Genomic DNA, 26460 nt, shown 5'->3' with positions numbered 1-26460 from the left:
GTTACTTCAGGTAAGGTCTTTTTTCTTGACACTGATTCAAGAAATTCAAATACCGATCCGCAAAAACTTCTCTAGAGAATTGATTTGCGTGCATTTTTATATACTCGTACTTGAAAAAATGCTGCTGGACTTCAAATTTTTCTACGGCCTCCACTAAAGCTGCTACGGTTTGTTCTTTAAAGAATATACCTGTTGCTGTATCTACACAAGCGCAAATATCGCTGACTGTTTCTAAAGCGCCACCAGCACCGTAAGCAATCACTGGAGTGCCACAGGCTTGGGCTTCTACTAAGGCAATACCAAAATCTTCGCAAGCTGCGTACACAAAGGCTTTAGCACGGGCCATGTAAGATTTTACTACCTCCTCTGGTTGCCATCCTAGTAATTGAATGTGAGGATTTGCGATCGCTTGCAGTTTTTTCATTTCTGGCCCTGTACCAATCACCACTAATGGTTTTTTTAGCTGATTAAAGGCCTGAACAATCAAGGATACTTGTTTATAGCTTACTAATCGGGAAACGATCAGATAAAAGTCTTCTTTTTCAGCACAAAACGTAAATTTTTCGGTATCTACTGGTGGATAAATGACTTCGGCTTCTCTGCGGTAGCAACGCCAAATCCTGCCGGCTGTATGCTGGGAGTTGGCAATGAAGTAATCAACTCGGTTCGCGCTGATCACATCCCATTGGCGTAAGCTATGCAATAGGTATTTTGTTAACCATCCAATTGCACCTTTTCCTAGTTTGCTGTGGTTTAAATAATCAAATGTTAAATCCCAAGCATAGCGCATGGGACTGTGACAATAACAGATATGTAGCTGATCAGGGGTTGAGAGGATGCCTTTGGCGACAGCGTGGGATGATGAGAGAATTACTTCGTATTGTCGCAGGTCTAATTGTTCTATTGCTAATGGCAACAAAGGTAAATATTTCTGCACACCTTGATGGACAAATGGTAAGTTTTGGAGGAAGGTTTTACCAATTTGACGCTGATAAAGATAACTTTCTGGGTTGGTGGATTCAAAATCAATTAAGGCATATAAATCAGCATCTACATGATTGAGAATTTCTCTAACAACAAGTTCTGAACCACCTGTGGCTTTTGGTGTCAGCCACTCGTGAACTAAAGCGTATTTTGAAGACATAATTTAATGGGCATTGGGAGAGTGGGAGAGGGGGGTGGGTTAATAACCCAATTACTAATTACCAATTAATTAAATTACCCATTCTCTCTGATAATCTCAAAGTAAGGGTGATTTTACACCTAAGTTAATGAGGATTTGGGATTTTATGCGTATTCTGGTTATTGGTGGAACTCGGTTCATTGGTGTCTACTTAACTGAGTTGTTGGTAAAGGCTGGCCATGAGGTAGTTTTGTTTAATCGTGGTAATCATCCAGCACCTGATGGTGTAGGACAAATTATAGGCGATCGCACTGACTCAAATCAGCTAAAAGAGAAATTATCACAGCAAAGTTTTGATGTCGTTTTTGATAATAATGGCCGTGAACTTGCTGATACTCAACCCTTGGCGGAAATTTTCCACGGTAGGGTCAAACATTTTGTTTATATGAGTTCTGCGGGAGTTTACCTCAAATCTGATCAAATGCCTCATATTGAAGGTGATACTGTTGACCCGAAAAGTCGTCACAAAGGTAAGCATGAAACGGAAGCTTACTTACAAAAGTTAGGTATTCCTTTTACTTCCATTCGTCCAACTTATATTTATGGCCCTCAGAATTATAATCCTTTAGAAAGCTGGTTTTTTGATCGAATAGTACGCGATCGCCCTGTACCTATTCCTGGTAATGGAATGCACATTACACAACTAGGTCATGTCAAAGATTTAGCACAGGCAATGTTGCAGGTAATTGGTAACGAAAAAGCCATTGGTCAGATTTATAATGTTTCAGGCGATCGCTATGTCACTTTCGATGGTTTAGCTCGTGCTTGTGCTGTAGCTGCTGGTAAATCTGCGAATGATCTTAAAATAGTCCATTACGATCCTAAAAAGTTTGATTTTGGTAAACGTAAAGCTTTTCCCATGCGAGTACAACACTTTTTTGCATCAGTAAATAAAGCCATGACAGAATTAAATTGGCAACCAGAATATGATTTAATTTCTGGTTTACAAGACTCTTTAAATAATGATTATTTAGCTAGTGGAAAAGATAAAACAGGAATAGATTTTTCTCTGGACGATGAAATCTTGAAAGCTGTTTAATTCAGGTATGAGGAATCAGGATCGGGAGTCAGAATTAATATTTCTCTCTTCCCTGTTCCCTTTAATTACAAATAATATAGTCAGGCACTCTGACAATTCTTTCATAGACTTTCCATTTTGTAGGCGGTTGATTAACTTCCCTTAAAGTTATGCCTAAATTTTCCTTTTCTGTTTTTAGAGGTAATAATTCTACCATCACAAAAGGAGAAATAACTTCTTGCCACATTACTAAATTAAACGTAAATCACGTTAGTTATAATCGCTTGGATTAAAATTTTCAGGTTTGATGCAGCTAAAAATTCTGTTCACTTGAAAGGCGACACCCGGATTTGAACCGGGGGATAAAGGTTTTGCAGACCTCTGCCTTACCACTTGGCTATGTCGCCGCGCTCACAATTACTTATATTATCACCTTTTTTCCTGAATTGCACACGGTTTAGAAAATTTTTTTCCTTGGGTATTGGATATTAGGGATTGGGAAATAATTATTACCTGTCACCTATTCAGGATAATTTCACCTCATCGGCAAAGTTACCCCAGCGGACAAACTGAAATGGACCACCCAGAGAACCCCAAAGATGCTCATCTGTGTCTGGGTCTCTTCCCCTATCCCAGCTGATGAATTTTTCACCATCAATTTCAAATTCGCTATCTAGATAGGTTCTGTTACCTTTGCGGACAACAATACAACCTTTACCGGGTTCGACGTAACCTCTAAAGCAGTTACCTGTCCATTCAACGATCATGTTACAACCGGAGAGTTTTTCCAGGCGATCGCTTGTTAAATTCTGTAACTTATCTAAATCACGGGATGCACCATAAAAGTCTTTTTCTTCTTTCACGGTGTAGTTTTCAATGACAATTTTCTCGCTTTCTAGCCCTAATTTCAACACCCGTAAGCGATAAGGATCTTTGATATCGTAGTCATAGGCCTGTTCTACAAACAAACTCACCCCTGATAGTAAGGAATAGGGGAGAGGGCGCATACATACACGAATGTGAGCAAAAAGAGGCGGATTTTCAAAGGCTTGGGCTTGATTGCTAAAGTCCGCTGCCATCCAACGGGCTAAGGTAGCAATATCTGTAGAATGAGTCATAGTAATTTTGGCTGTTTTTAGTGAACTGACTGATAACAGCTAATTTTAAACCTTGGGGTGTCATGTCGCTTAACTGAAAGTTTGATATTTAAAATTCAAAATCCAAGATTATATTAACCAAGATTAACCAAAACGCCCAGAAACATAATCACGGGTACGATCATCTAGAGGATTACGAAAGATTTGACCTGTTGCCCCAAATTCTACCATTTGTCCAATCCGACTTTCATCTGTGCTAAAAAACGCAGTAAAATCAGAGACACGGGTGGCTTGCTGCATATTGTGAGTAACAATAGTGATTGTTAATTCAGATCGTAAACTGTGGATGAGTTCTTCAACTTTTAGAGTAGCAATAGGATCAAGTGCGGAACAAGGTTCATCCATAAGTAACACTTTTGGTTTCACTGCTAAAGCCCTAGCTATACATAAACGTTGTTGTTGTCCACCAGATAAACCTAATGCTGATTTATTAATTTTGTCTTTGACTTCATCCCACAGTGCTGCACCTTTGAGAGCAGATTCAACTATTTCATCTAATTGCACCTTGGGACATCTGCCAGCAATTCTCACCCCATAGGCAACATTTTCATAAATACTCATAGGGAAAGGATTTGGTTTTTGAAATACCATGCCAATTTCCCGACGGAGACGATTAATATTTACACGGGAGTCATAAATATTTTGACCATAAAATTCGACACTGCCATCAACTTTGACTTCTCCCTCTAATTCACTAATCCGATTTAAGGCTTTAATAAAAGTAGATTTACCACAACCACTAGGGCCAATTAATGCTGTGACTTGGCTCTGATAGATATCTAATGATATACCTTCAATTGCTTTGTAGTTGCCATAATAAAAACTTAAGTTTTTGACTTTGATAGCTGGAACTAATTTATTCATAATTGATGTCCGAAGAATTGTTTTGATGACTAAGGTAAAAGTTCTATTGCAAGAGTTTTTTAGAGAGTCAATTATTGTAATTTGTGCCTATTTCATGAGTTCAAAATTAACTCTTAGTTTAACCTACTTTTGCGAGTTAATAATCGAGAAGTTAGACTAAAAAACAACACCAAGCTCAATAATATTATCGCTGTCGTCCAAACTAACGTACTAACTTCTGGGTCAGGGTTGTTATAAAGATTAAAAATGAGTACAGGTAAAGAGGCAGTCGGACTCATCAAATTATCTGACCAATTTTGACTAAATAAAGCTGTGAAAATAAGTGGTGCTGTTTCACCAGATGCGCGGGCAATCGCTAAAGCAATTCCTGTAGTAATTCCTGGTATTGCCGCTTTGGTAACAATGCGAAATGTGGTTTGAAATCTAGTTCCACCTAGAGCAGCAGAAGCTAATCTTTGATGGGTGGGAATTAGTTTTAAAGCTTCCTCAGTTGTCAAAGCAATTACTGGTAACATAATCACAGATAAAGCAAATCCACCAGCGATGGCACTAAATTTTTTAGTCAATAAAACAATTACCCCATAGGCAAACATCCCTACGACAATAGAAGGTACTCCTGTGAGAATAGAATTCAAGAAACGCACAATTCGAGTAAGTTTATTTGTTTTCCCAAATTCTGACAAAAATATTCCTGTCATTATCCCCACGGGAATACTTAAAAATGCCCCAATACCAACCATGAGAATAGTACCCAAGATAGCATTAGCAAAACCATTTTCAATCAATGGACGATAAAACATCTCTGTTCTCAAACCAGAAATCCCTCGTGAAAGAATTTCCCATAAAATAGATCCTAATGGAAAAAATGCCAACAAACTCAAGATTAATGATAATCCATTCATGCCATAAGCAAACAACCGCCTTTTAGCAGTCAGAGGACTCACTAATTCTTGTGCTAGAGAATCATCTTTTTCTGAACTTATATATCCACTCATGTCATTCAACTTTATATTTTAGATTTTGAGTCTTAGATTGGTAATTAATTATCAGTTAAAAACAACGTTTGTAGTTATGAGTTTTTCTTACCAACCCATTGCACTAATAGCACTGCACCGATATTCACTGCTAAAGTTAAGGCAAACAAAATCAAACCCAAATAACTTAATGCTCCAATATGTAACCCTGGAGTAGCTTCAGCGAATTCATTAGCTAAAACTGCTGGAATCGTATAAGCTGGATCAAGGAGAGATACACTAATTTGAGCATAGTTACCAATTACCATTGTTACAGCCATTGTTTCACCCAGGGCGCGGCCTAGAGCTAACATTGCCGCACTCACCATCCCTGAAAATCCTGCTGGTAATAAAACCCGAAAAATAGTTTCCCAACGAGTACCACCTAAAGCCATAGATGCACTGCGTAATTCTTTAGGAACAACTATTAAAACATCACGGGAAATAGCAGCCATGGTTGGTAAAATCATAATTGAGAGAATAATTCCTGCGGTTAACATATTATTAGCAGCAGGATATTCTGTGTTAAATAAGGGAATAAATTTAAAAGTGCTACCTAACCAATTTTGAAGGGGTTCGATCATGGGAATAAAGATAAAAATTCCCCAGAGTCCAATAATTACACTAGGAATAGCAGCAATTAATTCTACTACAAAAGCAATAGAATCTCTGACTATGGGTGGCAAGAAATCCTCACTTGTTACTAGAGCTACAGATATTCCTATCGGCACAGTTAATATAATTGCGATCGCGCTGCTAACTACAGTTCCATAAATATAAGGTAATGCACCAAAGCTGTTTTCACTGACATCCCAATTTTTACTCCACAAAAACCCCCAGCCAAACTCCTTAACTGCTGGTTGAGCTTCTTTAAAGATTACCCAAGTCATTAAAAATAATAGAGCTACAGTCGTGGCAGCAAACATATAAACCAAGAATGTAAATCCTTGATCAAATCGAAAATTCATACCCCCTGTAGCTGTTAAGTCTGCGATGTCATCATTGGTATTTATCCCTGGTGATACATTGCGGTGATTAGGTTCAAAAAAGTTGGTCATAATTAGGCACAAAGATTAAGTTTTTTCATGAGAAATAGTATCAAGTCTGGCTCATAAATTATGATATAAGTTTTTGGTTAATAATTGCCTTTTTCCAATTAACAATTACCCATTACCAGCCCCAACAGATATTTGGTGTCAAATTAGGCTATAGATGGCTTATTTGTTTGACTTCCACACCTGCCCAGAAATAAATTTCAGGGCTAATAGCTAAAGTTTACTAAAGTAAACTAAACAATTAAAAAAAGTTTCTAGTTCTTTTAGTCATCTAAAGATGACTTGAGCTATTAGACAGGAATTTATTCCCTGGCGGATTATGGTTTTACGTTAAGTTGACACTTATGAGCATTGCTAAACCCCTAACTATTTTGAGCTTGAGAAAAATCTGAATAGGTTAAGGAGAAATGATAAATCATTTTTACCTTAACTTTGAGGAATTACTTAACGGTGCTATTAACTGTATTTAGTACACGATTGACAACACTACTGGGAATTTTTGTGTAACTGAGGTCATCATTAAATTGTTGACCATCTTTAAGAACCCAGTTAATCCATTTTTTGACAGCATTAGCTTTGGCAGCATCAGGATAGTTTTTATAAACCATCATCCAAGTTAAACCAACAATAGGATATCCTGCTGATGGATCACTAACAAATACACGATAGTTATCTGGAAAAGTTGCACTTGCTAAAGCTGCATTGGCATTAGCTAAAGAAGGGGCAACAAATTGTCCACTTTTGTTTTGTAGTTCTGCTGATTTGAGGTTATTTCTTTGTGCATAACTCTGTTCAACATAACCAATAGAACCGGAAGTACGAGATACTAAAGCTGCTACCCCTGTATTACCTTTGCCTTTAAGAACATTTTTTAATGTCCATTTAGGTGCAGTGTTAGCACCAATTCTGCCTTTAAAATAACCGCTAATAGCGCTTAGATGATTAGTAAAAATGAAGGTTGTACCACTACTGTCGGCACGAACTACAAATCTAATGGGTAAATTTGGTAAATTTACCCCTGGGTTATCAGTCATAATTTTCGGGTCATTCCATTTGGTGATTTGTCCAGAAAAGATTGCTGGTAAGGTTGTACGAGATAATTTGAGGTTGCTAACACCGGGAACGTTATGAACCACCGAAACAGCACCACCGGCAGTAGGTACTAAAATTACACCTCTTTTGACTTTGGCTATATCCGCATCTGTCATCGCTGCATCACTACCGCCAAAATCCACAGTTCCAGCAATAGTTTGACGAATACCACCACCGCTACCAATTGCTTGATAGTTTACTTTGAGTTCAGGATGTTTTTTCTTAACTTCCCGTGCATAACGTTCATACAAAGGCGCGGGAAAACTTGCACCTGCACCGTTTATGGTTTGAGCTTTGGCAACACTACTTAACGCAGGACTCAAAGCAATAGCAGCTGTCACCACGGAAGTAGTCACTAAACGATTCAAAATTGTTGAAAAAGCCATAGTACCTCGTATTTAGAGAATATTTTTTTGATGAAATTTTAGTCTCTGATAAGATTGATACTTAGTGATTAACTCAAAATTAATATATGTTGAAGAATACATTAAACTTTACTTTTTAAGTAAAAATACGTAAAGAATGGTATAGTGTTTAATCTCATTCCTTGAAAGACGGCAACGGGAGATTTCGCGGGTATTGTCACAGTCAGAATAGGGCGTTGGTTTTTCCCTAGCCAATACCCGGAGCTATCCCTCCCATCCTTTAAAGGAGTAGATTTCCCGCCGCCTTTGATGATAAGTTATAAAAAACCTAGCAGTGTCATATTACTAGACTACCTACTAGGAATTTAGATGAATATTGTGGCCATGTTTGAGCGGATCAGCTTCTATTAGTTATAAATATTGCCTATCCACAGATAGAATAACTACAAGTTATGTATTAATAGGTTAAGATCAGTAATATAATAAGTTAAAATCTTGTTAAAGCATTTGTTCAGAAGTTGTTCAGAAAATTTTGCTGATCAAAAAATAAATCTTAATTTATAGTTCACTGATTCTGAATATTTTAGTAATCTAAATTAATGGTAAAGTTGCAAGGCTTCCCGACGGAGGCATTGACAATAACCTACAAAGTTTGAATATTTAAGCATTTACTGTTATGGCGCTAATTGTTCAGAAATACGGTGGTACATCTGTTGGTTCGGTGGAACGAATTCAAGCTGTAGCACAGCGGGTTTGCAAAACTGTACAAGCAGGAAATTCTGTTGTTGTCGTGGTTTCGGCAATGGGGAAAACTACTGATGGACTGGTTAAATTAGCTAATGATATTTCTAAAAGTCCTAACCGTCGGGAAATGGATATGTTGCTTTCTACGGGGGAGCAAGTCACCATTGCTTTGCTAAGTATGGCTTTGCAGGAAATCGGTCAACCTGCTATTTCTATGACTGGCGCTCAGGTGGGAATTGTGACTGAGGCTGAACACACCCGCGCCAGAATTTTACATATTTCTACAGAACGGTTGATGGGGCAAATTAACCAGGGTAAGGTGGTTGTTGTCGCTGGTTTTCAAGGTATTTCTAACACTACAGAAATAGAAATTACTACTTTGGGGCGTGGTGGTTCTGATACTTCAGCGGTGGCTTTAGCTGCGGCGTTGGGGGCTGATTTTTGTGAAATTTATACCGATGTGCCAGGGATTTTAACTACAGATCCTCGTCTTGTGCCAGAAGCTCAACTGATGACGGAAATTACCTGTAATGAAATGCTGGAGTTGGCTAGTTTAGGGGCAAAGGTATTACATCCCAGGGCGGTGGAAATTGCTAGAAATTATGGTGTACCTTTGGTTGTACGTTCTAGTTGGACTGATCAACCGGGGACTTGGGTAACTTCTCCCAAGGTGCAAGAACGTGAGTTGGTGAATTTAGAATTGGCACGGCCTGTGGATGCGGTGGAATTTGATATAAATCAGGCTAAGTTGTCTTTGCTACGTGTACCCGACAAACCAGGGGTAGCGGCGCGGTTATTTGGGGAGATTTCTGAGCAAAATGTGGATGTTGATCTAATTATTCAGTCAATTCACGAAGGTAATAGTAATGATATTGCTTTTACTGTGAATACTTCTATATTAAACCGGGCTGAGGCTGTGGCATTGGCGATCGCCCCGGCTTTACGAAATCAGCCTAATTCCGATGAGGCGGAAGTTTTAGTAGAAAATGACACGGCAAAGGTGAGTATTGCTGGGGCGGGTATGATCGGTCGTCCTGGAGTAGCAGCAAAGATGTTTGCAACTTTAGCGGAAGCTGGGGTGAATATTCAAATGATTTCCACCAGTGAAGTGAAGGTAAGTTGTTTAGTAGATAAAGATGATTGCGATCGCGCTATTGCTGCTCTTTGTCAGGCTTTTGAAATCATTGCTTCCCCTGCTGTTCTGAGTTCTCCAAATTCTCAATCTCCCGCTGTGCGTGGTGTGGCTTTAGATATGAACCAAGCGCGGTTAGCTATTCGTCAAGTTCCCGATCAACCAGGGATGTCAGCAAAGTTATTTGGGTTATTGGCTGAATATAATATCAGTGTAGATATGATTATTCAATCTCAGCGTTGTCGTTTGATTGATGGTGTAGCACGTCGGGATATTGCCTTTACTGTCACGAGAATGGATGCGGAAAAAGCCTTAGAGGAACTTTCCCAAATTGCGGATCAGTTGGGATGGGGTGAGGTAATTTTGGATCGGGCGATCGCTAAGGTCAGTATAGTTGGTTCTGGGATGGTAGGACAACCAGGTATTGCGGCAAAAATGTTTAATGCTTTAGCCCAAAATCAAATTAACATCCAAATGATTACCACTTCGGAAATTAAAGTTAGTTGCGTGGTGGCAGAAAGTGAAGGTGTAAAGGCTTTACAAGTTATTCACGCTGCTTTTGGTTTAGCAGGTAGTGAGAAATTTGTTATACCTGGGTGATTGATTAACTTTTTTTGGCGTTGCTTAATTGAAGTATGAAATTGAAAAATCAAAAAAATGAAACTCTTAGTCTCTGCGACTCTGCGACTCTGCGTGAAATAAAATCATACTCTCAATCAGCAACGCTACTTTTTTTTAGTTAATGATTTTGTCCTAGTTTGACATCTCAATGGCCAGATTGATGGTATTTTGTTTCTGCACAAACCCTTGCAACCCCATCGCAATACAAATTATGGCACTCAATTTATATTTACTGCGACATGGTGAAACTACTTTTAGTCAAAGTGGTAATTTCTGCGGTGAAACTAATGCAGATTTAACAGACGCAGGAATGGAGATGGCTTCCAGTTTTGCCGAGGTTTATCAAAAATTGCCCTGGGAAGCTGTTTATGTTAGTCCCATGAAACGTACCATTGCCACCGCCAAACCATTTTGTGATGCAATTGGTATGGAAATGCAGGCAAGAGCAGGACTTAGAGAAGGTAGTTATGGTGAATGGGAAACCAAAAGTAAGTCCTTTGTTCAGGAAAATTACTCAGAAAACTATCTCAACTGGTTGGCAGAACCTGCTTGGAATGCACCGCTAGGTGGAGAAACTGCGGTAGAAATTGCTAACCGTTCTATGCCTGTAATTACTGAAATTATAGACAAACACCCAGAAGGAAATGTTTTAGTAGTTGCCCATAAAGCTACAATTCGGATTATACTTTGTAGTCTACTAGGGATTGATTTGGGATGTTATCGCCATCGGATCAATATTCTAGTGGCATCGGTCAGTAGGGTGAAATTTGACGTTAATGGCCCTTTGTTAGAAATATTAGGCGATCGCTATCATATACCTGAGCATCTGCGTTCTCGTCCAGGAACATAATATCACCTCAAACAAATCAGATCATATCCTGTAAAAATCTTGTCGGGCGGGCATTTTGCCCGCTTGTGTGTCTAAGCAACCCCTAGTTAGGCGACATCTAAATTAAACACATTGACATCAGATTTAGAGAAATTGATCAAAAGCAGTTGGAGACTCTATCTTCGATAGCAACTCAGTAGAGAAACTTGTAGTTAGCCTAGACAGGTGTAAACCTTACCAAGCTAGAAATATTTGACTATATTTTTAGTAGCTACAGATCCAAGTCTCACTCCTGTGGTTGCAGCCTCAGTCCGGTTTTCTACCCCTAATTTATGCAATATCTGTGTCACATGATGTCTAATAGTAGAAGGACTTATTTTTAACTTTTGGGCGATCGCTTCATTAGTTAAACCTAAACTCAATAATGCGAACACTTCTTCCTGTCGTTCAGTCAGTTTGTAGGCAGGTTGAGATAAACATTGAGGTTGTTTAAATAATGATTGAAGAGCATCTGATGATACTGTACACAAACCACCAGCAGCACATCGCACAGTTTCTGCTAATTCATCAATTGACGCACCTTTGAGCAAATAACCAATCGCTCCAGCTTCCATTACTTCATATAATAAATCTGTTTCTACAAAACTTGTCAACACTAAAACTTGAACTTTGGGATATTTATTTTTAATAACTGTTGTTGTTTGGACTCCATTCATTTCCGGCATCATCAAATCCATCAATACCACATCTGGCTGTAACTCTGCACACAGATGTATTGCTTCTTTACCATTACGTGCTTCACCAACTAATTCAATATCATCAAAGGCTAGTAAAGAAAATTTAATTCCACCTCTGAGGATTTCGTGATCATCAACAGTGATGACTCGAATAGGTTTGATTAATTGATCTGTTTCCATTTTGACACCCTAAGTATTAAAAAACGTTTTGAATAGATACAACAGAATATGGCTTACGCCACGCTATCAGGAGTCAGGCGAACGGCCGTTCGCCCGTACAGAAGTAAAACTGGCTTTGTATATAGGTTTCAATTTTGATTCTGTACCTCATTGATCTGCAATCTGCCGTATCTGGTGAAAATTAAATATAAGTTGATCTCAAACCCCTGTAGAGACTTTCCATGGAACGTCTCTAATTTACCGAATATGTTTAATAGATTATCGTCTTACTGTCAGTATTTATAGTATTTTTATTATTTTGTTATTATTTTGTTGCTGCGGTTATTTTTTCAAAATTGGGATGCTCCCATTCTAAATTCTGCATTCTAAATTCTTTTAATTACCCATTATTTATTAACCAAAATTAATACAATCTTTGTACCTTTTCCTGGAGAACTTTCCAACTGGAAATTAGCACCAATAGACTCAGCCCGTTCTCTCATAATTTCTATGCCTAAATGACCCGATGATGTATCTTTAACATCAAACCCACAGCCATTATCAAAAATAGATAATTTTATATACTCTGAATTACCTTGAAAAGTGACATCTACTTGGGTAGATTGGGCGTATTTAATAATATTATTGAGTGCTTCTTGCGTAACCCGATAAAATACCAATTTTACCTCTTCTGGTAAAGGTTGATCTCCCGTTACTGTGGTAATAATTTGGATTTTTGCCCGTCCTTGAACTGCTTTGGTTAACTGTTTTAGTAATTCACCTAATAATTTGTCTCTCAACCCACTAGGGCGTAATTCTATCAATAAACTCCGCATTTCTGCTAATGCACCCTGTGCCAATCCCGCAAGTTCTTCTAATTTCTCCTGGGCTATTTCTGGATGACGTTGCCATACCCTTGGTACTGTTTCGGCAATTGTGGCCACAGAAAACAATGTCTGCGATACGGAATCATGTAAATCTCTCGCCAAACGATTTCGCTCCTCTTCTACCGCAATTTTACGTAGGTGATCGCTTTCTAGTAATTGTTGGCGTAGTTTCACAACCTGCATCAAATCATTGGTGAGACTTAGACTCATAATCATCACAAACGATAAAAATCCGAACCCAGCAATGTAGATGAATTTGAGCTTCCCCAAATCTATTAAGCGATCGCACAGAACAGTAGCTATCAAAAGTATTAAGCTCAGGACTAGAGTCAAGCTTGCTTGCTTCTCTCCACTTCGATATTGACGGTAACAGGCAAAAAAACAGTAGCTAATATTACTGTTTAAAGTTAATAATTGGACAATAAATAAAGGATTGATAATACCTTGTGGGTGAGTAATAGATTCCCCCCAAGGTAAAGAAATACTAGATAGACTACTAATATGGGAGTAGAGAATTCCTGTAGGGGAAATTTGGTTGATTAACAGGCTAATCAAGTACAGGCTGTTCAGTACCAAAATTACACGCACCTGTTTTATATTTGTATATAAAGCAACAAACCAGACAACAAGAATACCGGAAATATACCCCAAAGAAGTGACTAATTTTTTTGCGCTTATATAATCATCTATATTTATAGTCTTATATTGAGTTATGAGAGCCAAAATATAACCAGAAATTACCAAGCAGGTTAACCCAAAGCAGAAGTGCAACGCGGGTTTTAATCCCCTAGAAGTAATTAGCAAGTGTAAAAATCCGGTATATAAACAAATACCAGCAACTATATCTAAAATGGTGGGAACAAGAATCATGGATGCATTAGATGAGAATTTGAAATTGACCTTTACATAAGTAATATCACTGAATGAGTCCTTTGATCAAACTTCATTTCTCTTCCGATTCATAAATAAGACTTATAATTCTTCAATTGTTACTAATCCAGCTTCTATAAATTCAATACATAGTTCATAGCCATCAAGTAAAGCAGTTCCCAATAAAGGTCGTTTTCCAGTGGCTAAAATATTAACTTCTCTTTCTTTACCATTCCAGATGATAACAGCTTCATGTATTGGTATATCTACTCAACTATTATTAGCTAAATTTGCAGGTAGTTCATATAGAAAAGGTAACTGCATTAAAGTGACTGCGGCTGATGGTAAACAAAGATCACCTGTAAACCCTGTATCAATTACAAATTCAATAGTAAAATCTGGTTGATTTGGCAGACAGAATATAACGTTAACTGTGGGATATCCGTTTTTGATCATACCAGAAATCATCTAATATCACGCTCCATATCACCACAAAAAGAAACAGCAACTTTATAGCCGATGCGAATACCAAAAAGTCGAGCAAATCTGTTTTTATTTGTGAGATAATGGGCTGATTCTCTGCCTGTTTTATCAACTGCATATTCACCAGTTTCTATATCAATAATTACCATTTTACCGATATTTTCTTCTGTTTCTACTTGTTCACGAATACCATTTTCGTATAGTTCTTTGGCACGTTTGCCAACTTCTTCGCTGCTTAAAAGAATAGCTTGCACGTTTTTAGTCCTTGTTTCAATACTTATTTAGGGTTTCTATCTTAACATAATCAGGATATGCAGGATTTTAGGATTTACAGGATTTTTTATTCTCCAGCAATTTGGATAACTTTCTGATATAAATTATTACTAATCCAGAAATTATTATCAGTAATTAGTTGGTCAATAATAGGTTTAATATTAGCAATCAACCCTTTTTGTTTAGCTTCTAGTAAAACTCCTAATAATCCAGTTATCTTTTTAATTCCTAGATTTTGAGCCACTTTTCGACCTTTTCTTTCATCAAGCAGTAATAAATCAGCATTTAATTCTAAAGCAAGAACAATTGCTTCAGCTTCTCCAAAATCTAGCTCGTTTAAAAGTTCATTAACTTGATTTTTATTACTTACTAAATGAACGTTAATCCAAGATAAATTTTGAACTTCTGTTGTCCCCGGAACTAAATAGCCAACATTGACTATTTCATCATACACAGCTTGAGGAATAATCACCTGATCATACAGTTGATGTAATAGTTCAAGATGTCCAACTGCGGCTAAATTGGTAAGGGAAGTCGTGTCGCTAATTATAATCATAATCTTCCCATTTCTTGTAAAGTTTTAATATCTTCTTCTAATTCAGCCACATCATAATGAATATAAATATTACGTTGAGCTAGTTCTTTTTGAAATTCAAGTACATTCATTTCGGCTAGACGACGAGCTTTTCCGATACTAATCTTATCTTTTTCAAAAAGCATAATGGCTATTTCTAGCTTTAATTCGCTTTCTGTCATTTTCGTTGCTTGAATAATATCATCAGAGATTAGAATAGTCATGGTTATATTTTTCCCTCATTCAAGTTATTATTATAGCATTTTCGCATCTACTACAAATTTACTCAACGGTTTCTATCCTCACGTAAAAGTTCAACACTGTCACTAAAAGTTTTACCTAAATGACGATGGGTAATAGGTAATTGGTAATAGTTAATAGGTAATTGGTGATAAAATCTCTGTTTTCATCCTGTTCATCCTTTAATCGGTGGATATTATCTCGACTTCGCTCGATAAACACCTGATTCTGACAATAGACATGGGGAATAAGGCGTAGGGCAATTTATTCGTTTATTTTAATTCATAATTTTTACTTATATAGGATCATGATCCTAGTCAAAACCTAGATCAATGTCCGATGCGATCGCTAGGACTACGGCAGTATTATTGAGTAAGTATATAAAATCAAGCAATTAAGTTTAAATTTTCGCTGACTTCCCCACAGAGGCATTACCGCGCCAATCTGGAGCTTTTTGCCATAAGTATTAATACTTATTCAATAAAAACAAAACATATACTAATCAATGTCAACAACATCAGCAGATTCTACCCCTTCCTTACAACTGACAGCTTCCCAGGATTTCGCCTCCTGGCTGGAACAGCAAAACCTCAGCCTTGCTGCTACCACCTACCAAACTAACCGCCTTTTTTTCGTCAGTGGCCAAGCTAACGGCAGGCTGAAACTACACGAAAGACTATTCGACAAACCAATGGGACTATGTGTAGCCGCAAATCGCCTCTACATGACCACCCGTTACCAAATCTGGGATTTCCATAATCTCCTGGATAGTGGGGAAAAATCTCAAGAAACAGATCGGCTCTATGTCCCCCACACCGCTTACACCACCGGGGATGTCAACGCCCATGAAATAGCATTAGACAATGCCGGAAAACTAATTTTTGTCAACACCGATTTTAGTTGTTTAGCCACAATTAGCCCCGATTACAGTTTTGTCCCTATTTGGCAACCGCCCTTTATTTCCAAACTTGTCGCTGAAGATCGTTGTCATCTGAATGGGTTAGCGATGGTAGAAGGCAAACCCGCTTATGTCACCGCCTGTAGTACCACAGATACCGCCGCCGGCTGGCGTAATCATCGTGTTGATGGGGGAGTTGTAATTGATGTTAAGCACAACGAAATCATCGCCACAGGCTTATCCATGCCCCATTCTCCCCGGTGGTATCAGGGGAAATTATGGTTACTCAATTCCGGTACTGGGGAATTTGGCTACATCGAGGATCATAAATTCCTTCCCATCACCTTTTGTCCTGGATTTGTGCGCGGTTTAGCCTTTTGGCAAAACTTCGCCTTTGTAGGTTTGTCTCAATTACGTTCCCAGAGTTTTACCGGCTTAAACCTAGAAAAACGCCTCATGTCTGAGGGAAATAGTCCCCAATCTGGGTTAATGGTAATTGATTTACAAACAGGTGAAACCCTGCACTGGTTATATTTTCAGAACTTCATTGAAGAACTATTTGATGTAGTGGTGTTGCCAGGAGTCCATCAACCTCAAGTAATTGGGTTACAAGAGGATGAAATTCAACGCTTGGTGACTTTTCCCCATAGTGGAGGCATTGTCACCACCAAACCTACTGCAAAACGCCCCAGTAAGGGCGCAAAACCTCCCATTGCAGGTTTACCCCAACCTAATGAACAATCATCCACAAATCAGCCAATTTCCCCCGTCGGGGCGCAAGTGTTGGGAGCAGAGGTTAAATATCAACGGGTGTATCACCTCACTAGCAGTAATGCCCTAGATTACGATGAATTGACCTTTCCTCGGTTACAGCAGCGTTGGCAAAAAACGCCCCCAAAAGGTGAACTAACGGGACTTTCCGCTTCTATTAACGGGTCAATGGTGGGATTTGCCATAGCTGAACGTTTAAACGCCGAAACAGTCGAAATTATCTCCCTATTTGTATTACCTGAATACCGTCATCAAGGCATTGGCACAAGGTTAGTAGCTTATTTAGAAAAAGAATTAAAGACTCAGGGATGTCAAGAGTTATTTTTGACCTATTCCGCCAGTTTACTGACCAATACAGCCTTAGAACCCCTACTGCAAAAGCTAAAGTGGCAACCTCCTCAAATTAACGGAGAGTTCCGTCAGAGGAATAAGCAAATCAAAACCCCTGATACAACGGCTGAGATGGCGGTTTTAGACAAACCCAGTGTTCAATATTATGCCCTCCAGAATTTAACCGTTGAACAATCTTTGTCTTACAACCATTTGAGTTTTCCTAAAATTCAAAAGCGGTGGAGTCGTCAACAACCCAAAGGACAGTTAGTGGGGATAGTTGCCGAAGTCGCAGGGGAAAAAGTGGGATTAGTGTTAGCTGAGATACTTTCAACCCAACCCCAGACAAAACCAGAAGTTGAGGTGATTTCTCTGTTTGTTTTACCAGATTATCGCCATCAGGGAATTGGTACAGGTTTAATCAAAACTCTGGAAATGGGTTTAACGGCTTTAGGTTGTGGACTCATGAAGCTGGGTTATAAATCTACTGACATCACAAATTTAGCCTTAGAACCTTTACTGAAACAGCAAAAATGGCAAACACAAGTCAACTTTTTATTGGGGAAAACCACCACCGAGAAAGTATCTCAAGCACCTTGGTTAACGAAGTATCCCCTACCGAACAAATTTACAGTTTTTCCTTGGAGTGAATTAACAGATGCAGACCAAAAACAGCTTGAACATTTGGACTATCCAACCTCCTTGAGTCCCTTTGGCAATACTCCGGCTGAACCCTTGAACAGCTTGGGGTTGCGCTATGAGACGCAATTAGTGGGTTGGATGGTAACTCACCGAGTCGCTACTGATGCGATTCGTTATTCGACGATGTTTGTGGACAAACGGTTTCAACGGTTGGGACGGGGGATTTCTTTGTTATCCCAGTCTATCCTGCGTCAAGTAGACAGTACAGTTCCTTACTGTTTGTTTGCAGTAGCACAGGAAAATCCGGCGATGCTGAAGTTTGTACATAAACATTTAGAACCCTATTTGATGGAAGTGACTCATTCTTATGTTGCTTTTAAGCAATTGGGTGGTTAGTCCTATCTGTCATTGAAAACTTGAAAACACTGAAACTTTATCAAATTAGAGGAATTAATTGATTATGCCACCAGGAATTAGCAATGATCCCAATTTTATCGCCCCAATTACCAACCCCTTCGGACTGACAGATGTGGGGAATAATGCTGCACCCACCTTTGCTGATATTGATGGGGATGGGGACTTGGATGCTTTTGTGGGGGAAAGGTTTGGCAATACCCTGTTCTTCCGCAATACCGGAACAACTGCGTCTGCTCCCACCTTCACCCTAGAAACCAGCAACTTCGGATTGACGGATGTGGGGAGTTATTCTACCCCCACCTTTGCCGATATTGATAATGATGGGGACTTGGATGCTTTTGTGGGGGAAAGGTTTGGCAATACCCTGTTCTTCCGCAATACCGGAACAACTGCGTCTGCTCCCACCTTCACCCAAGAAGCCAACAACTTCGGTTTGACGATGGGGTCGTTTGCTGCCCCCACCTTTGCCGATATTGATAATGATGGGGACTTGGATGCTTTTGTGGGGGAAAGGTTTGGCAATCCCCTGTTCTTCCGCAACACCGGAACAGCGGCTGCTCCCACCTTTACCCAAGAAGCCAACAACTTCGGTTTGACGGATGTGGGGTCGTTTGCTAAACCCACCTTTGCCGATATAGATGGGGATGGAGACTTGGATGCTTTTGTTGGGAACAAGGAGGGCAATACCCTGTTCTACCGCAACACGGGAACTGCGGCTGCTCCCACCTTTACCCTAGAAGCCACCAACCCCTTCGGACTGACAGATGTGGGGAATAATGCTGTACCCACCTTTGCTGATATTGATGGGGATGGGGACTTGGATGCTTTTGTCGGTAATGTTAATGGCAATACCCTGTTCTTCGAGAATAACAATGCTCCCGTTGCCGTTGATAATGGATTCCTGAGCGAAACCAACTTTAACGAACAAACCGGAACCAACAACCCCTTCAATGGCATTGATGTGGGTTATTCTAGTAGTCCCACCTTTGCTGATGTGGATGGAGATGGAGACCTTGATGCTGTTGTTGGGGGAGCTTTCGGCAATCTCAAATATTATGAGAATACAGGCAGTACCACGTATGTAGCACAAACAGGAACCAACAACCCCTTTGATGGCATTGTGGGTTCTCGTAACACTCCCACCTTGGCTGATGTGGATGGAGATGGAGACCTTGATGCTGTTGTTGGGGATCGTGACGGCAATCTCAAATATTATGAGAATACAGGCAGTACCACGTATGTAGCACAAACAGGAACCAACAACCCCTTTGATGGCATTGCTGTGGGTTCTTTTATCTCTCCCACCTTTGCTGATGTGGATGGAGATGGAGACCTTGATGCTGTTGTTGGGGAATTTAACGGCAATCTCAAATATTATGAGAATACAGGCAGTACCACGTATGTAGCACAAACAGGAACCAACAACCCCTTTGATGGCATTGATGTGGGTTCTTTTAGCACTCCCACCTTTGCTGATGTGGATGGAGATGGAGACCTTGATGCTGTTGTTGGGGAATTTAACGGCAATCTCAATTATTTTGAGAATACAGGCAGTACCACGGCTCCTATTTATGTAGAACAAACAGGAACCAACAATCCCTTTGATGGCATTGCTGTGGGTTCTATTAGCACTCCCACCTTTGCTGATGTGGATGGAGATGGAGACCTTGATGCTGTTGTTGGGGAACGTTACGGCTCTCTCAATTATTTTGAGAATGATACCGTTGTCACCGCAGACCCCGCTTTCACCACTGATGAAGACACAAGTTTCACCACTGGCAACGTTCTCAATAACGACAGCGACGCAGATGGGGATACTCTCACCGTTGATAGCATAGACACCACTGGCACTCTGGGTACTGTAACCGATAACGGCGATGGCACCTTCGAGTACGACCCCAACGGTCAATTTGAATCTCTCAAGGATGGTGAAACAGCGACTGATACCTTTACTTACACCATTTCTGATGGCAATGGGGGGACAGATACGGCAACTGTTACGGTTACTATTAATGGCGTAAATGATGCGCCCGTTTCACTTTCTTTTGACCCAGTGGTTAGCTTTCAGGCAAACTCTGCCCTTTATGTAGCGGTTGGAGACTTCAACGGCGATGGCAATACTGACTTGGTGACTGCTGGTGGTTTCAATAACGTTTCGGTGTTGCTAGGCAATGGGAATGGTAGCTTTGGTACTGCTACTACTTTTGCAGCAGGTGGCATTCCCACATCCGTTACTGTTGGGGATTTCAACAGCGATGGTAAGGTGGATCTGGCACTGGCAACCTACTCTAGCATTTTCAACGAGGAAACCTTTGACGAAACCATTGTTGGTAACGTCTCAGTGCTATTAGGCAATGGCGATGGCAGCTTTGGCACTGCCACTACCTTCTTTACAGTAAACTCTGATCCCAGTTCCCTGGCGATTGGAGACTTCAACGGCGATGGCAAGGCGGATGTTGTTACCACAAACAACTCTGATAATGTCTCGGTGCTATTGGGCAATGGGGATGGCAGTTTTGGTGCTGCCACTAACTTTGCGGTGGGTGATGCTCCAATCTCTGTTGCAATTGGGGACTTTAACGGGGATGGCAAGGCAGACCTGGCAACGGCAAACATATTATCCAGCGATGTCTCCGTGCTATTAGGTAATGGGGATGGCAGTTTTGGCACTGCCACTAATTTTGCGGTGGACAGTAGTCCCCGTTCCTTGGCAATTGGGGACTTTAACGGGGATGGCAAGGCAGATGTTGTGACCGTAAACCAAGGAAGCAATACCGTATCGGTGCTGTTGGGCAATGGGGATGGTAGCTTTGGCACTGCCACTAACTTTGCGGTGGGATCTCTTCCCCTATCTGTAGTAGTTGGGGACTTCAATGGGGATGGCAAGGTAGATATTGTAACCGGGAACAACGAGACTGAGGACGTATCGGTGCTGTTGGGCAATGGGGATGGTAGCTTTGGCACTGCCACTAACTTTGCAATGAACAGTGATCTCCGTTCTATGGCAATTGGGGACTTTAACGGTGACGGGAAGGCAGACTTGGTGGCCGGAAACAATCCTAATGTTTCAGTACTGCTTAATACTACCCCTAAAGTAACGTTAAGTGACACAGCCGAAGACACTGCCATCATCATTAATACCTCTGATTTATTAATAGGTTTCAGTGATGTGGATGCTGGTGATATTCTTACCGTTGCTAACTTAACTGCTGACAACGGTGCATTGGTAAATAACAATGATGGGACTTACACTTTCACCCCAACTGCCAACTTCAATGGTATTGTCACCCTCACCTACGATGTCACCGACGGCACAGCCAGTTTAACCGGACAAAGCAAGAGCTTCTCCGTCACTCCCGTTAATGATGCTCCTGTTGGTTCACCCATAGCTACTCTAGGCAACACTGCTGAAAATACAGCCATTATCATTAATGCTACTGACTTATTAGCGGGCTTCAGTGATGTAGATGGTGATACCCTCTCTGTTGTCAACTTAACTGCGAATAACGGCACTTTAGTTGATAACGGTGATGGAACTTACAGCTTCACCCCAACTGCTGACTTTAATGGTACTGTCACCCTTTCCTACGGTGTGACTGATGGTACAGATACCTTAGCTGGACAAACTCAGACTTTCTCTGTGACTGCGGTTAATGATGCTCCTGTTGGTTCACCTACAGCAACTTTAGGCAACACTGCTGAAGATACAGCTATTATCATCAATGCTGCTGACTTGTTAGCAGGTTTCAGTGATGTAGATGGTGATACCCTGTCTGTAACTGGTTTAACTGCTGATAACGGTGGTTTAGTTGATAACGGTAATGGGACTTATACCTTCACCCCAACTGCTGACTTTAATGGTGTAGTTACTCTTGACTACGGTGTGACTGATGGTACAGATACCTTAGCTGGACAAACTCAGACTTTCTCTGTGACTGCGGTTAATGATGCTCCTGTTGGTTCACCTACAGCAACTTTAGGCAACACTGCTGAAGATACAGCTATTATCATCAATGCTGCTGACTTGTTAGCAGGTTTCAGTGATGTAGATACTGGTGATACCTTATCCGTAACTGGTTTAACTGCTGATAACGGTGGTTTAGTTGATAACCTGGATGGAACTTATACCTTCACCCCAACTGCTAACTTTAATGGTACTCTCACCCTTGACTACGGTGTGACTGATGGAACAGATACATTAAGCGGACAAACTCAGACTTTCTCTATCACTCCAGTTAATGATGCTCCTGTTGGTTCACCCACAGCAACTTTAGGCAACACTGCTGAAGATACAGCTATTATCATTACTGCTGCTGACTTATTAACAGGATTCAGTGATGTAGATGCTGGTGATACCTTATCCGTAGTTGGTTTAACTGCTGATAACGGTGGTTTAGTTGATAACCTGGATGGAACTTATACCTTCACTCCAACTGCTGACTTTAATGGTAATGTCACCCTTGACTACGGTGTCACTGATGGAACAGATACCTTAGCTGGACAAACTCAGACTTTCTCTGTAACTCCAGTTAATGATGCACCAATAGTAGCAAATGCGATCGCTAATCAAACTACTTTAGAAGATGGCTTCTTCAGCTTTACCATTCCCGCCAATACCTTTACCGATGTTGATGCAGGTGACAGCTTAACTTATACTGCTACCCTCGCTAACGGTAATTCTCTACCTACCTGGTTAACCTTCGACGCTGCTACCAATACCTTTAGCGGCACACCAGACGACCCAGATAACGGCACAATTAGCATCAAAGTTACCGCAACTGACAGCAGCAATGCTAGTGTTGATGATACCTTTGACCTGACAGTAACTCCTGTCAACGATGCACCTGTAGCCGGTGATGACTCTTTTACTGCCAATCAAAATACCCCATTGACCTTGCTATCTAGTGATTTATTAGCCAATGATACCGATGTAGATAGTCCTACTTTAAGTATCACTGCTGTCAGTAACAGTGTTAACGGTAGTGTAACTATCAATAGCAGTGGCAATGTCGTCTTTACTCCCACCACAGGTTTTAGTGGCAATGGCAGCTTTAACTATACTGTCAGTGATGGCGACGGTGGCATTGACGTAGGCATGGTAACAGTAGCTGTCGGGATTAACCTCACCGGTAGTAGCCAAGATGATGTTATTAACGGTACGCTGGGCAACGATATCATTAACGCACTCAATGGTGATGATAATGTCTTCGGCGATGCTGGTAACGACAACCTTGTCGGTGGCAATGGTGATGACACAATTTATGGCGGTACTGCTAACGACCAAATTTATGGCGGTAACAGCAATGACGACCTCTATGGTGAGGCTGGTAACGACTATATCGAAGGTGACAATGGCAATGACAACCTCTATGGTGGTGACGGTAACGACAGCCTTTTAGGTGGTAATGGTCAAGACTTGCTTGTTGGTGGTGCTGGTAATGACTTCCTCAACGGTGGTAAGCAAGATGATATCCTCACTGGTGGTACTGGTAGTGATATCTTCGTCTTGGAGAAAGCCGCAGGTAAAGATACAATCACCGATTTTAGTTTAGGTCAGGGCGATAAAATCGGCTTGTCTGGCTTGAATTTCAATCAGTTGTCTTTCTCTGGTGATGAGATTCGTTTGCGTAATCAAACCCTAGCTACACTGACTAATTTTGATACTACTACACTGACACAGAACGACTTTATCTCTGTTTAAGTGCATTAGATATCTGCGATTGAGAATGTAGAGACGTTCCATGGAACGTCTCTATAAAAGTTTTCAATTATTTGTTTAAAAATATTGAGCCACTTACGTAGGTAGAATTGTAACAATGATTATTAATGGTACTCCCAATAACGATGAGTTATTTGCCCAACAAGGTGATCAAGTCTTTGGATTTGCAGGTGATGATACCCTAGATGCAGCTAATGCTGATGGAAATAACATCCTTGATGGCGGATCTGGCAACGATCAGCTTTTTGGTAATAATAACGACACCTTAAACGGTGGTGAGGGAAATGACAGCTTATATGCTAAAGGTGATTCCGGTAATAATATCCTCAATGGTGGTGCTGGAGAAGATGACTTATATGCTGAAGGTAATTCCGGTAATAACATCCTCAATGGTGGTGATGATAGCGATCGCTTGTTTGTCTTAGAAGGCGATAATAATAGTCTGAATGGTGATGCTGGAGATGATCAGCTTTATGTCAGGGACGGTAGCCTGAACACTCTCAAAGGCGGGTTTGGTAATGATTTTCTTCAGACACTCAGCACCATTGGTAACAACACCCTAGAAGGTGGTGAAGGTAATGATACTCTGATTGGAAACCTGGCGAGCGATCGCTTATTTGGTAATGATGGGGATGACTCACTCTACGCTGGTAAACAAGGTACTAGAATGATTGGCGGTAATGGATTTGACCGCTTTTATCTTGGTAATGGTTCAGTTCCTGATGTACCCGCAGAAGTCTTAGATTTTACAAAAAGTGATGATAAAGTTGTCATTGCTGGCATCCCTCAAGTCCATAATTTTGCAGACATCATTCTAGAGCAAGTTGGGAATGACACAATTGTCAAAACTCTAATTGATAGTAGTGAAAGAAACTTGGGCATTTTACGAAATGTCCTCAGCAGTGATTTAGACTCATCTAATTTTGATTTTATAATTCCTGTTTTCTCAATTTCTGATGCTGCATCTATTGAAGGTAATGATCTAAATTTCACCATTACCCGCACCGATGATATATTGATTGACCAAACAGTGACTGTATCCACATCCATAAATACAGGAGATACAGCCAGTGTTTCTGACTTCACTGCTCAAACTCAAACTATCACCTTTGCTCAGGGGGAAACCCAAAAAATCTTTACTGTTTCCAGCATACTAGATAGCTTATTCGAGAGTGATGAAACTTTCACTGTCACTTTAAGTAATCCCACAAACGGATCAATTATCAGTTCTACAAATGGCATAGCCAAGGGAACTATTAATGATGATGATGATAATGACGAAGATATACCTTTAGCCGTTATTACCAACATTACCAACAACAGCATATTTAGTGTTAAAGGAGTTGGTGATACAGTCAGACTCAAAGCCACGTTAATAGAAAGCAATTCTAGTTTTGTCAACGAACTTGGTGTATTTATAGTTGACAATGCCGAAGGTAGAATTAACGGTATTGCACCAGGGGAACAAGGTTACAATGAAGCCGCTCTTACCCTGGCAAAAACCCAAGGTGAAGGTGTTTTTTCTGCCATTGCTAATCTTCCTAATCTGTTTAAAACTGACATTGAAACTAATAGTCTGACAAGACTACTGGAATTTGATTCTGGTAGTTACTTAAAATTCTTTTTAGTCAAGGACGGTACTGTTGATTCTTTCAAAGCTGGACTCATTGAAAATAACAAAATTTTATTTGCTGATTCCTCAAACCAAATCATTACACAAGAAGAGGGTAATTTTACAATTTCCTGGAAAGAAAATACTACTGACACAAACTTTGATTCTCTGGTAGTGAAGATAGAATCAACAGATGAATCCTTAACTATAGGTACAGCACTACAAGAAGAAAGCCAAGCCAAATTAATTGATTTACGAGATGTATCAGGTCTGGTAAAAGCAGACTTTTCTGTTTTTAGAGAAGCTGCATATAACAACGAGGTCTATTTTTACGAAGTAAACAATGCTCAAGGAAAAATTGGCAGCCTGGAAGCAACTTCAGCGAATAGAGACGATTACTTACAAGCAGCCATCAACAATCTAATTAAAGATGCAGAAACTGGTGAAACCATCAAATTTGCTGTTTCTAACCAGGGTCAATTTACAGACAGCGCCATGATTACAGGTGGTTCAATCTTCGCTCCCATGATCATTATCAATGGTACTTTGTCACAGTTGACTGATAATAACACTGGTAATGATCCTCAAGTTTATTTCCCTTACTTGGGAGTTAATTCTGATGGAGTAAACCACATTCGCTTATTAGCAGACAATACATTTGGTTTCGAGGACTTATCTGGTGGTGGTGATTTGGATTACAATGATGTAATTATTAAATTGAAATTCACCGTCTAGTAATCTGGTAAAAATTGACACTCCCCGGCGTAAACGCACG

General features: G+C 40.2%; 19 protein-coding genes and 1 tRNA gene. 6 read left to right on the top strand and 14 right to left on the bottom strand.

The genetic code is table 11. The annotated features are described in order from the left end of the window. Position 1 precedes the first annotated feature (1 nt). Entirely contained in the window at positions 2–1144 is a 1143-nt protein-coding gene (locus WJM97_RS13520) for a glycosyltransferase (protein ID WP_353929324.1), read from the bottom strand. 145 nt (positions 1145–1289) lie between these two features. Here WJM97_RS13520 and WJM97_RS13515 point away from each other — a divergent pair, with 145 nt between their 5' ends. Next, complete coding sequence (locus WJM97_RS13515) at positions 1290–2222, top strand: NAD-dependent epimerase/dehydratase family protein (RefSeq protein WP_353929323.1); 933 nt, start codon at positions 1290–1292, stop codon at positions 2220–2222. A gap of 61 nt (positions 2223–2283) precedes the next feature. Here the strand turns inward: WJM97_RS13515 and WJM97_RS13510 are convergent, their stop codons facing one another. The 7 genes from WJM97_RS13510 to pstS form a co-directional block, all read right to left on the bottom strand. Then, a complete protein-coding gene (locus tag WJM97_RS13510; protein WP_353929322.1) occupies positions 2284–2448 on the bottom strand; it encodes a hypothetical protein in 165 nt (54 codons plus the stop codon). A gap of 88 nt (positions 2449–2536) precedes the next feature. Continuing rightward, a tRNA-Cys gene (locus WJM97_RS13505) sits at positions 2537–2608 on the bottom strand. A gap of 117 nt (positions 2609–2725) precedes the next feature. Continuing rightward, positions 2726–3319 carry a chromophore lyase CpcT/CpeT gene (locus WJM97_RS13500; RefSeq protein WP_353929321.1) on the bottom strand — a complete coding sequence of 198 codons (594 nt, stop codon included), beginning with the start codon at positions 3317–3319 and terminating at the stop codon, positions 2726–2728. A gap of 123 nt (positions 3320–3442) precedes the next feature. Continuing rightward, positions 3443–4222, bottom strand: a complete 780-nt coding sequence (gene pstB, locus WJM97_RS13495) for a phosphate ABC transporter ATP-binding protein PstB (RefSeq protein ID WP_353929320.1) — start codon at positions 4220–4222, stop codon at positions 3443–3445. Between the two features lie 113 nt (positions 4223–4335). Beyond that, positions 4336–5217, bottom strand: coding sequence for a phosphate ABC transporter permease PstA (gene pstA, locus WJM97_RS13490; protein ID WP_353929319.1), 882 nt, complete (start codon positions 5215–5217; stop codon positions 4336–4338). Positions 5218–5291: 74 nt separating this feature from the next. After that, positions 5292–6293, bottom strand: a complete 1002-nt coding sequence (pstC, locus tag WJM97_RS13485) for a phosphate ABC transporter permease subunit PstC (protein WP_353929318.1) — start codon at positions 6291–6293, stop codon at positions 5292–5294. A gap of 437 nt (positions 6294–6730) precedes the next feature. Continuing rightward, positions 6731–7768 (bottom strand): phosphate ABC transporter substrate-binding protein PstS, encoded by a 1038-nt coding sequence (gene pstS / locus WJM97_RS13480; RefSeq protein ID WP_353929317.1) that lies wholly within the window; start codon positions 7766–7768, stop codon positions 6731–6733. Between the two features lie 655 nt (positions 7769–8423). Here pstS and WJM97_RS13475 point away from each other — a divergent pair. Further along, a complete protein-coding gene (locus WJM97_RS13475) occupies positions 8424–10223 on the top strand; it encodes an aspartate kinase (RefSeq protein ID WP_353929316.1) in 1800 nt (599 codons plus the stop codon). Between the two features lie 232 nt (positions 10224–10455). After that, positions 10456–11094: a histidine phosphatase family protein gene (locus WJM97_RS13470; protein ID WP_353929315.1), complete on the top strand. Its 639-nt coding sequence runs from the start codon at positions 10456–10458 to the stop codon at positions 11092–11094. 221 nt (positions 11095–11315) lie between these two features. Here WJM97_RS13470 and WJM97_RS13465 read toward each other — a convergent pair whose 3' ends face one another. The 6 genes from WJM97_RS13465 to WJM97_RS13440 all read right to left on the bottom strand — a co-directional run bounded on the left by WJM97_RS13465 (position 11316) and on the right by WJM97_RS13440 (position 15280). After that, on the bottom strand, positions 11316–11990 hold the full coding sequence (locus WJM97_RS13465; protein WP_353929314.1) for a response regulator transcription factor: 675 nt from the start codon (positions 11988–11990) through the stop codon (positions 11316–11318). A gap of 386 nt (positions 11991–12376) precedes the next feature. Continuing rightward, positions 12377–13726: a sensor histidine kinase gene (locus tag WJM97_RS13460; RefSeq protein WP_353929313.1), complete on the bottom strand. Its 1350-nt coding sequence runs from the start codon at positions 13724–13726 to the stop codon at positions 12377–12379. A 270-nt stretch (positions 13727–13996) separates the two neighbouring features. Then, positions 13997–14194: a hypothetical protein gene (locus tag WJM97_RS13455; protein ID WP_353929312.1), complete on the bottom strand. Its 198-nt coding sequence runs from the start codon at positions 14192–14194 to the stop codon at positions 13997–13999. Beyond that, entirely contained in the window at positions 14191–14463 is a 273-nt protein-coding gene (locus WJM97_RS13450) for a hypothetical protein (RefSeq protein WP_353929311.1), read from the bottom strand. The genes WJM97_RS13455 and WJM97_RS13450 overlap by 4 nt, the downstream gene beginning before the upstream one ends. An 86-nt stretch (positions 14464–14549) precedes the next feature. Further along, positions 14550–15038, bottom strand: coding sequence for a DUF3368 domain-containing protein (locus WJM97_RS13445; protein ID WP_353929310.1), 489 nt, complete (start codon positions 15036–15038; stop codon positions 14550–14552). Continuing rightward, a complete protein-coding gene (locus WJM97_RS13440) occupies positions 15035–15280 on the bottom strand; it encodes a UPF0175 family protein (protein ID WP_353929309.1) in 246 nt (81 codons plus the stop codon). The genes WJM97_RS13445 and WJM97_RS13440 overlap by 4 nt, the downstream gene beginning before the upstream one ends. 521 nt (positions 15281–15801) lie before the next feature. On the opposite strand from WJM97_RS13440, the gene WJM97_RS13435 reads away from it, so the two are divergent. The 3 genes from WJM97_RS13435 (at position 15802) to WJM97_RS13425 (ending at position 26420) form a co-directional block, all read left to right on the top strand. Next, positions 15802–18333: a TIGR03032 family protein gene (locus tag WJM97_RS13435; protein WP_353929308.1), complete on the top strand. Its 2532-nt coding sequence runs from the start codon at positions 15802–15804 to the stop codon at positions 18331–18333. 64 nt (positions 18334–18397) lie between these two features. Then, positions 18398–24055 (top strand): cadherin-like domain-containing protein, encoded by a 5658-nt coding sequence (locus tag WJM97_RS13430; RefSeq protein WP_353929307.1) that lies wholly within the window; start codon positions 18398–18400, stop codon positions 24053–24055. Between the two features lie 115 nt (positions 24056–24170). Further along, positions 24171–26420, top strand: coding sequence for a DUF4114 domain-containing protein (locus WJM97_RS13425; RefSeq protein WP_353929306.1), 2250 nt, complete (start codon positions 24171–24173; stop codon positions 26418–26420). Positions 26421–26460 lie beyond the last annotated feature (40 nt).

The sequence above is a fragment of the Okeanomitos corallinicola TIOX110 genome (genome assembly GCF_038050375.1).
In the GTDB taxonomy this organism is placed as follows: Bacteria; Cyanobacteriota; Cyanobacteriia; order Cyanobacteriales; family Nostocaceae; genus Okeanomitos; species Okeanomitos corallinicola.
Note: the sequence above shows the minus strand (reverse complement) of the source record. Positions and strands in the feature narration are given on the sequence as shown.

Coding starts and splice junctions, on each gene's coding strand:
- WJM97_RS13520 (WP_353929324.1), bottom strand. CDS start 1,144: ATGTCTTCAAAATACGCTTTAGTTCACGAGTGGCTGACACCAAAAGCC.
- WJM97_RS13515 (WP_353929323.1), top strand. CDS start 1,290: ATGCGTATTCTGGTTATTGGTGGAACTCGGTTCATTGGTGTCTACTTA.
- WJM97_RS13510 (WP_353929322.1), bottom strand. CDS start 2,448: ATGTGGCAAGAAGTTATTTCTCCTTTTGTGATGGTAGAATTATTACCT.
- WJM97_RS13500 (WP_353929321.1), bottom strand. CDS start 3,319: ATGACTCATTCTACAGATATTGCTACCTTAGCCCGTTGGATGGCAGCG.
- pstB (WP_353929320.1), bottom strand. CDS start 4,222: ATGAATAAATTAGTTCCAGCTATCAAAGTCAAAAACTTAAGTTTTTAT.
- pstA (WP_353929319.1), bottom strand. CDS start 5,217: ATGAGTGGATATATAAGTTCAGAAAAAGATGATTCTCTAGCACAAGAA.
- pstC (WP_353929318.1), bottom strand. CDS start 6,293: ATGACCAACTTTTTTGAACCTAATCACCGCAATGTATCACCAGGGATA.
- pstS (WP_353929317.1), bottom strand. CDS start 7,768: ATGGCTTTTTCAACAATTTTGAATCGTTTAGTGACTACTTCCGTGGTG.
- WJM97_RS13475 (WP_353929316.1), top strand. CDS start 8,424: ATGGCGCTAATTGTTCAGAAATACGGTGGTACATCTGTTGGTTCGGTG.
- WJM97_RS13470 (WP_353929315.1), top strand. CDS start 10,456: ATGGCACTCAATTTATATTTACTGCGACATGGTGAAACTACTTTTAGT.
- WJM97_RS13465 (WP_353929314.1), bottom strand. CDS start 11,990: ATGGAAACAGATCAATTAATCAAACCTATTCGAGTCATCACTGTTGAT.
- WJM97_RS13460 (WP_353929313.1), bottom strand. CDS start 13,726: ATGATTCTTGTTCCCACCATTTTAGATATAGTTGCTGGTATTTGTTTA.
- WJM97_RS13455 (WP_353929312.1), bottom strand. CDS start 14,194: ATGATTTCTGGTATGATCAAAAACGGATATCCCACAGTTAACGTTATA.
- WJM97_RS13445 (WP_353929310.1), bottom strand. CDS start 15,038: ATGATTATAATTAGCGACACGACTTCCCTTACCAATTTAGCCGCAGTT.
- WJM97_RS13440 (WP_353929309.1), bottom strand. CDS start 15,280: ATGACTATTCTAATCTCTGATGATATTATTCAAGCAACGAAAATGACA.
- WJM97_RS13435 (WP_353929308.1), top strand. CDS start 15,802: ATGTCAACAACATCAGCAGATTCTACCCCTTCCTTACAACTGACAGCT.
- WJM97_RS13430 (WP_353929307.1), top strand. CDS start 18,398: ATGCCACCAGGAATTAGCAATGATCCCAATTTTATCGCCCCAATTACC.
- WJM97_RS13425 (WP_353929306.1), top strand. CDS start 24,171: ATGATTATTAATGGTACTCCCAATAACGATGAGTTATTTGCCCAACAA.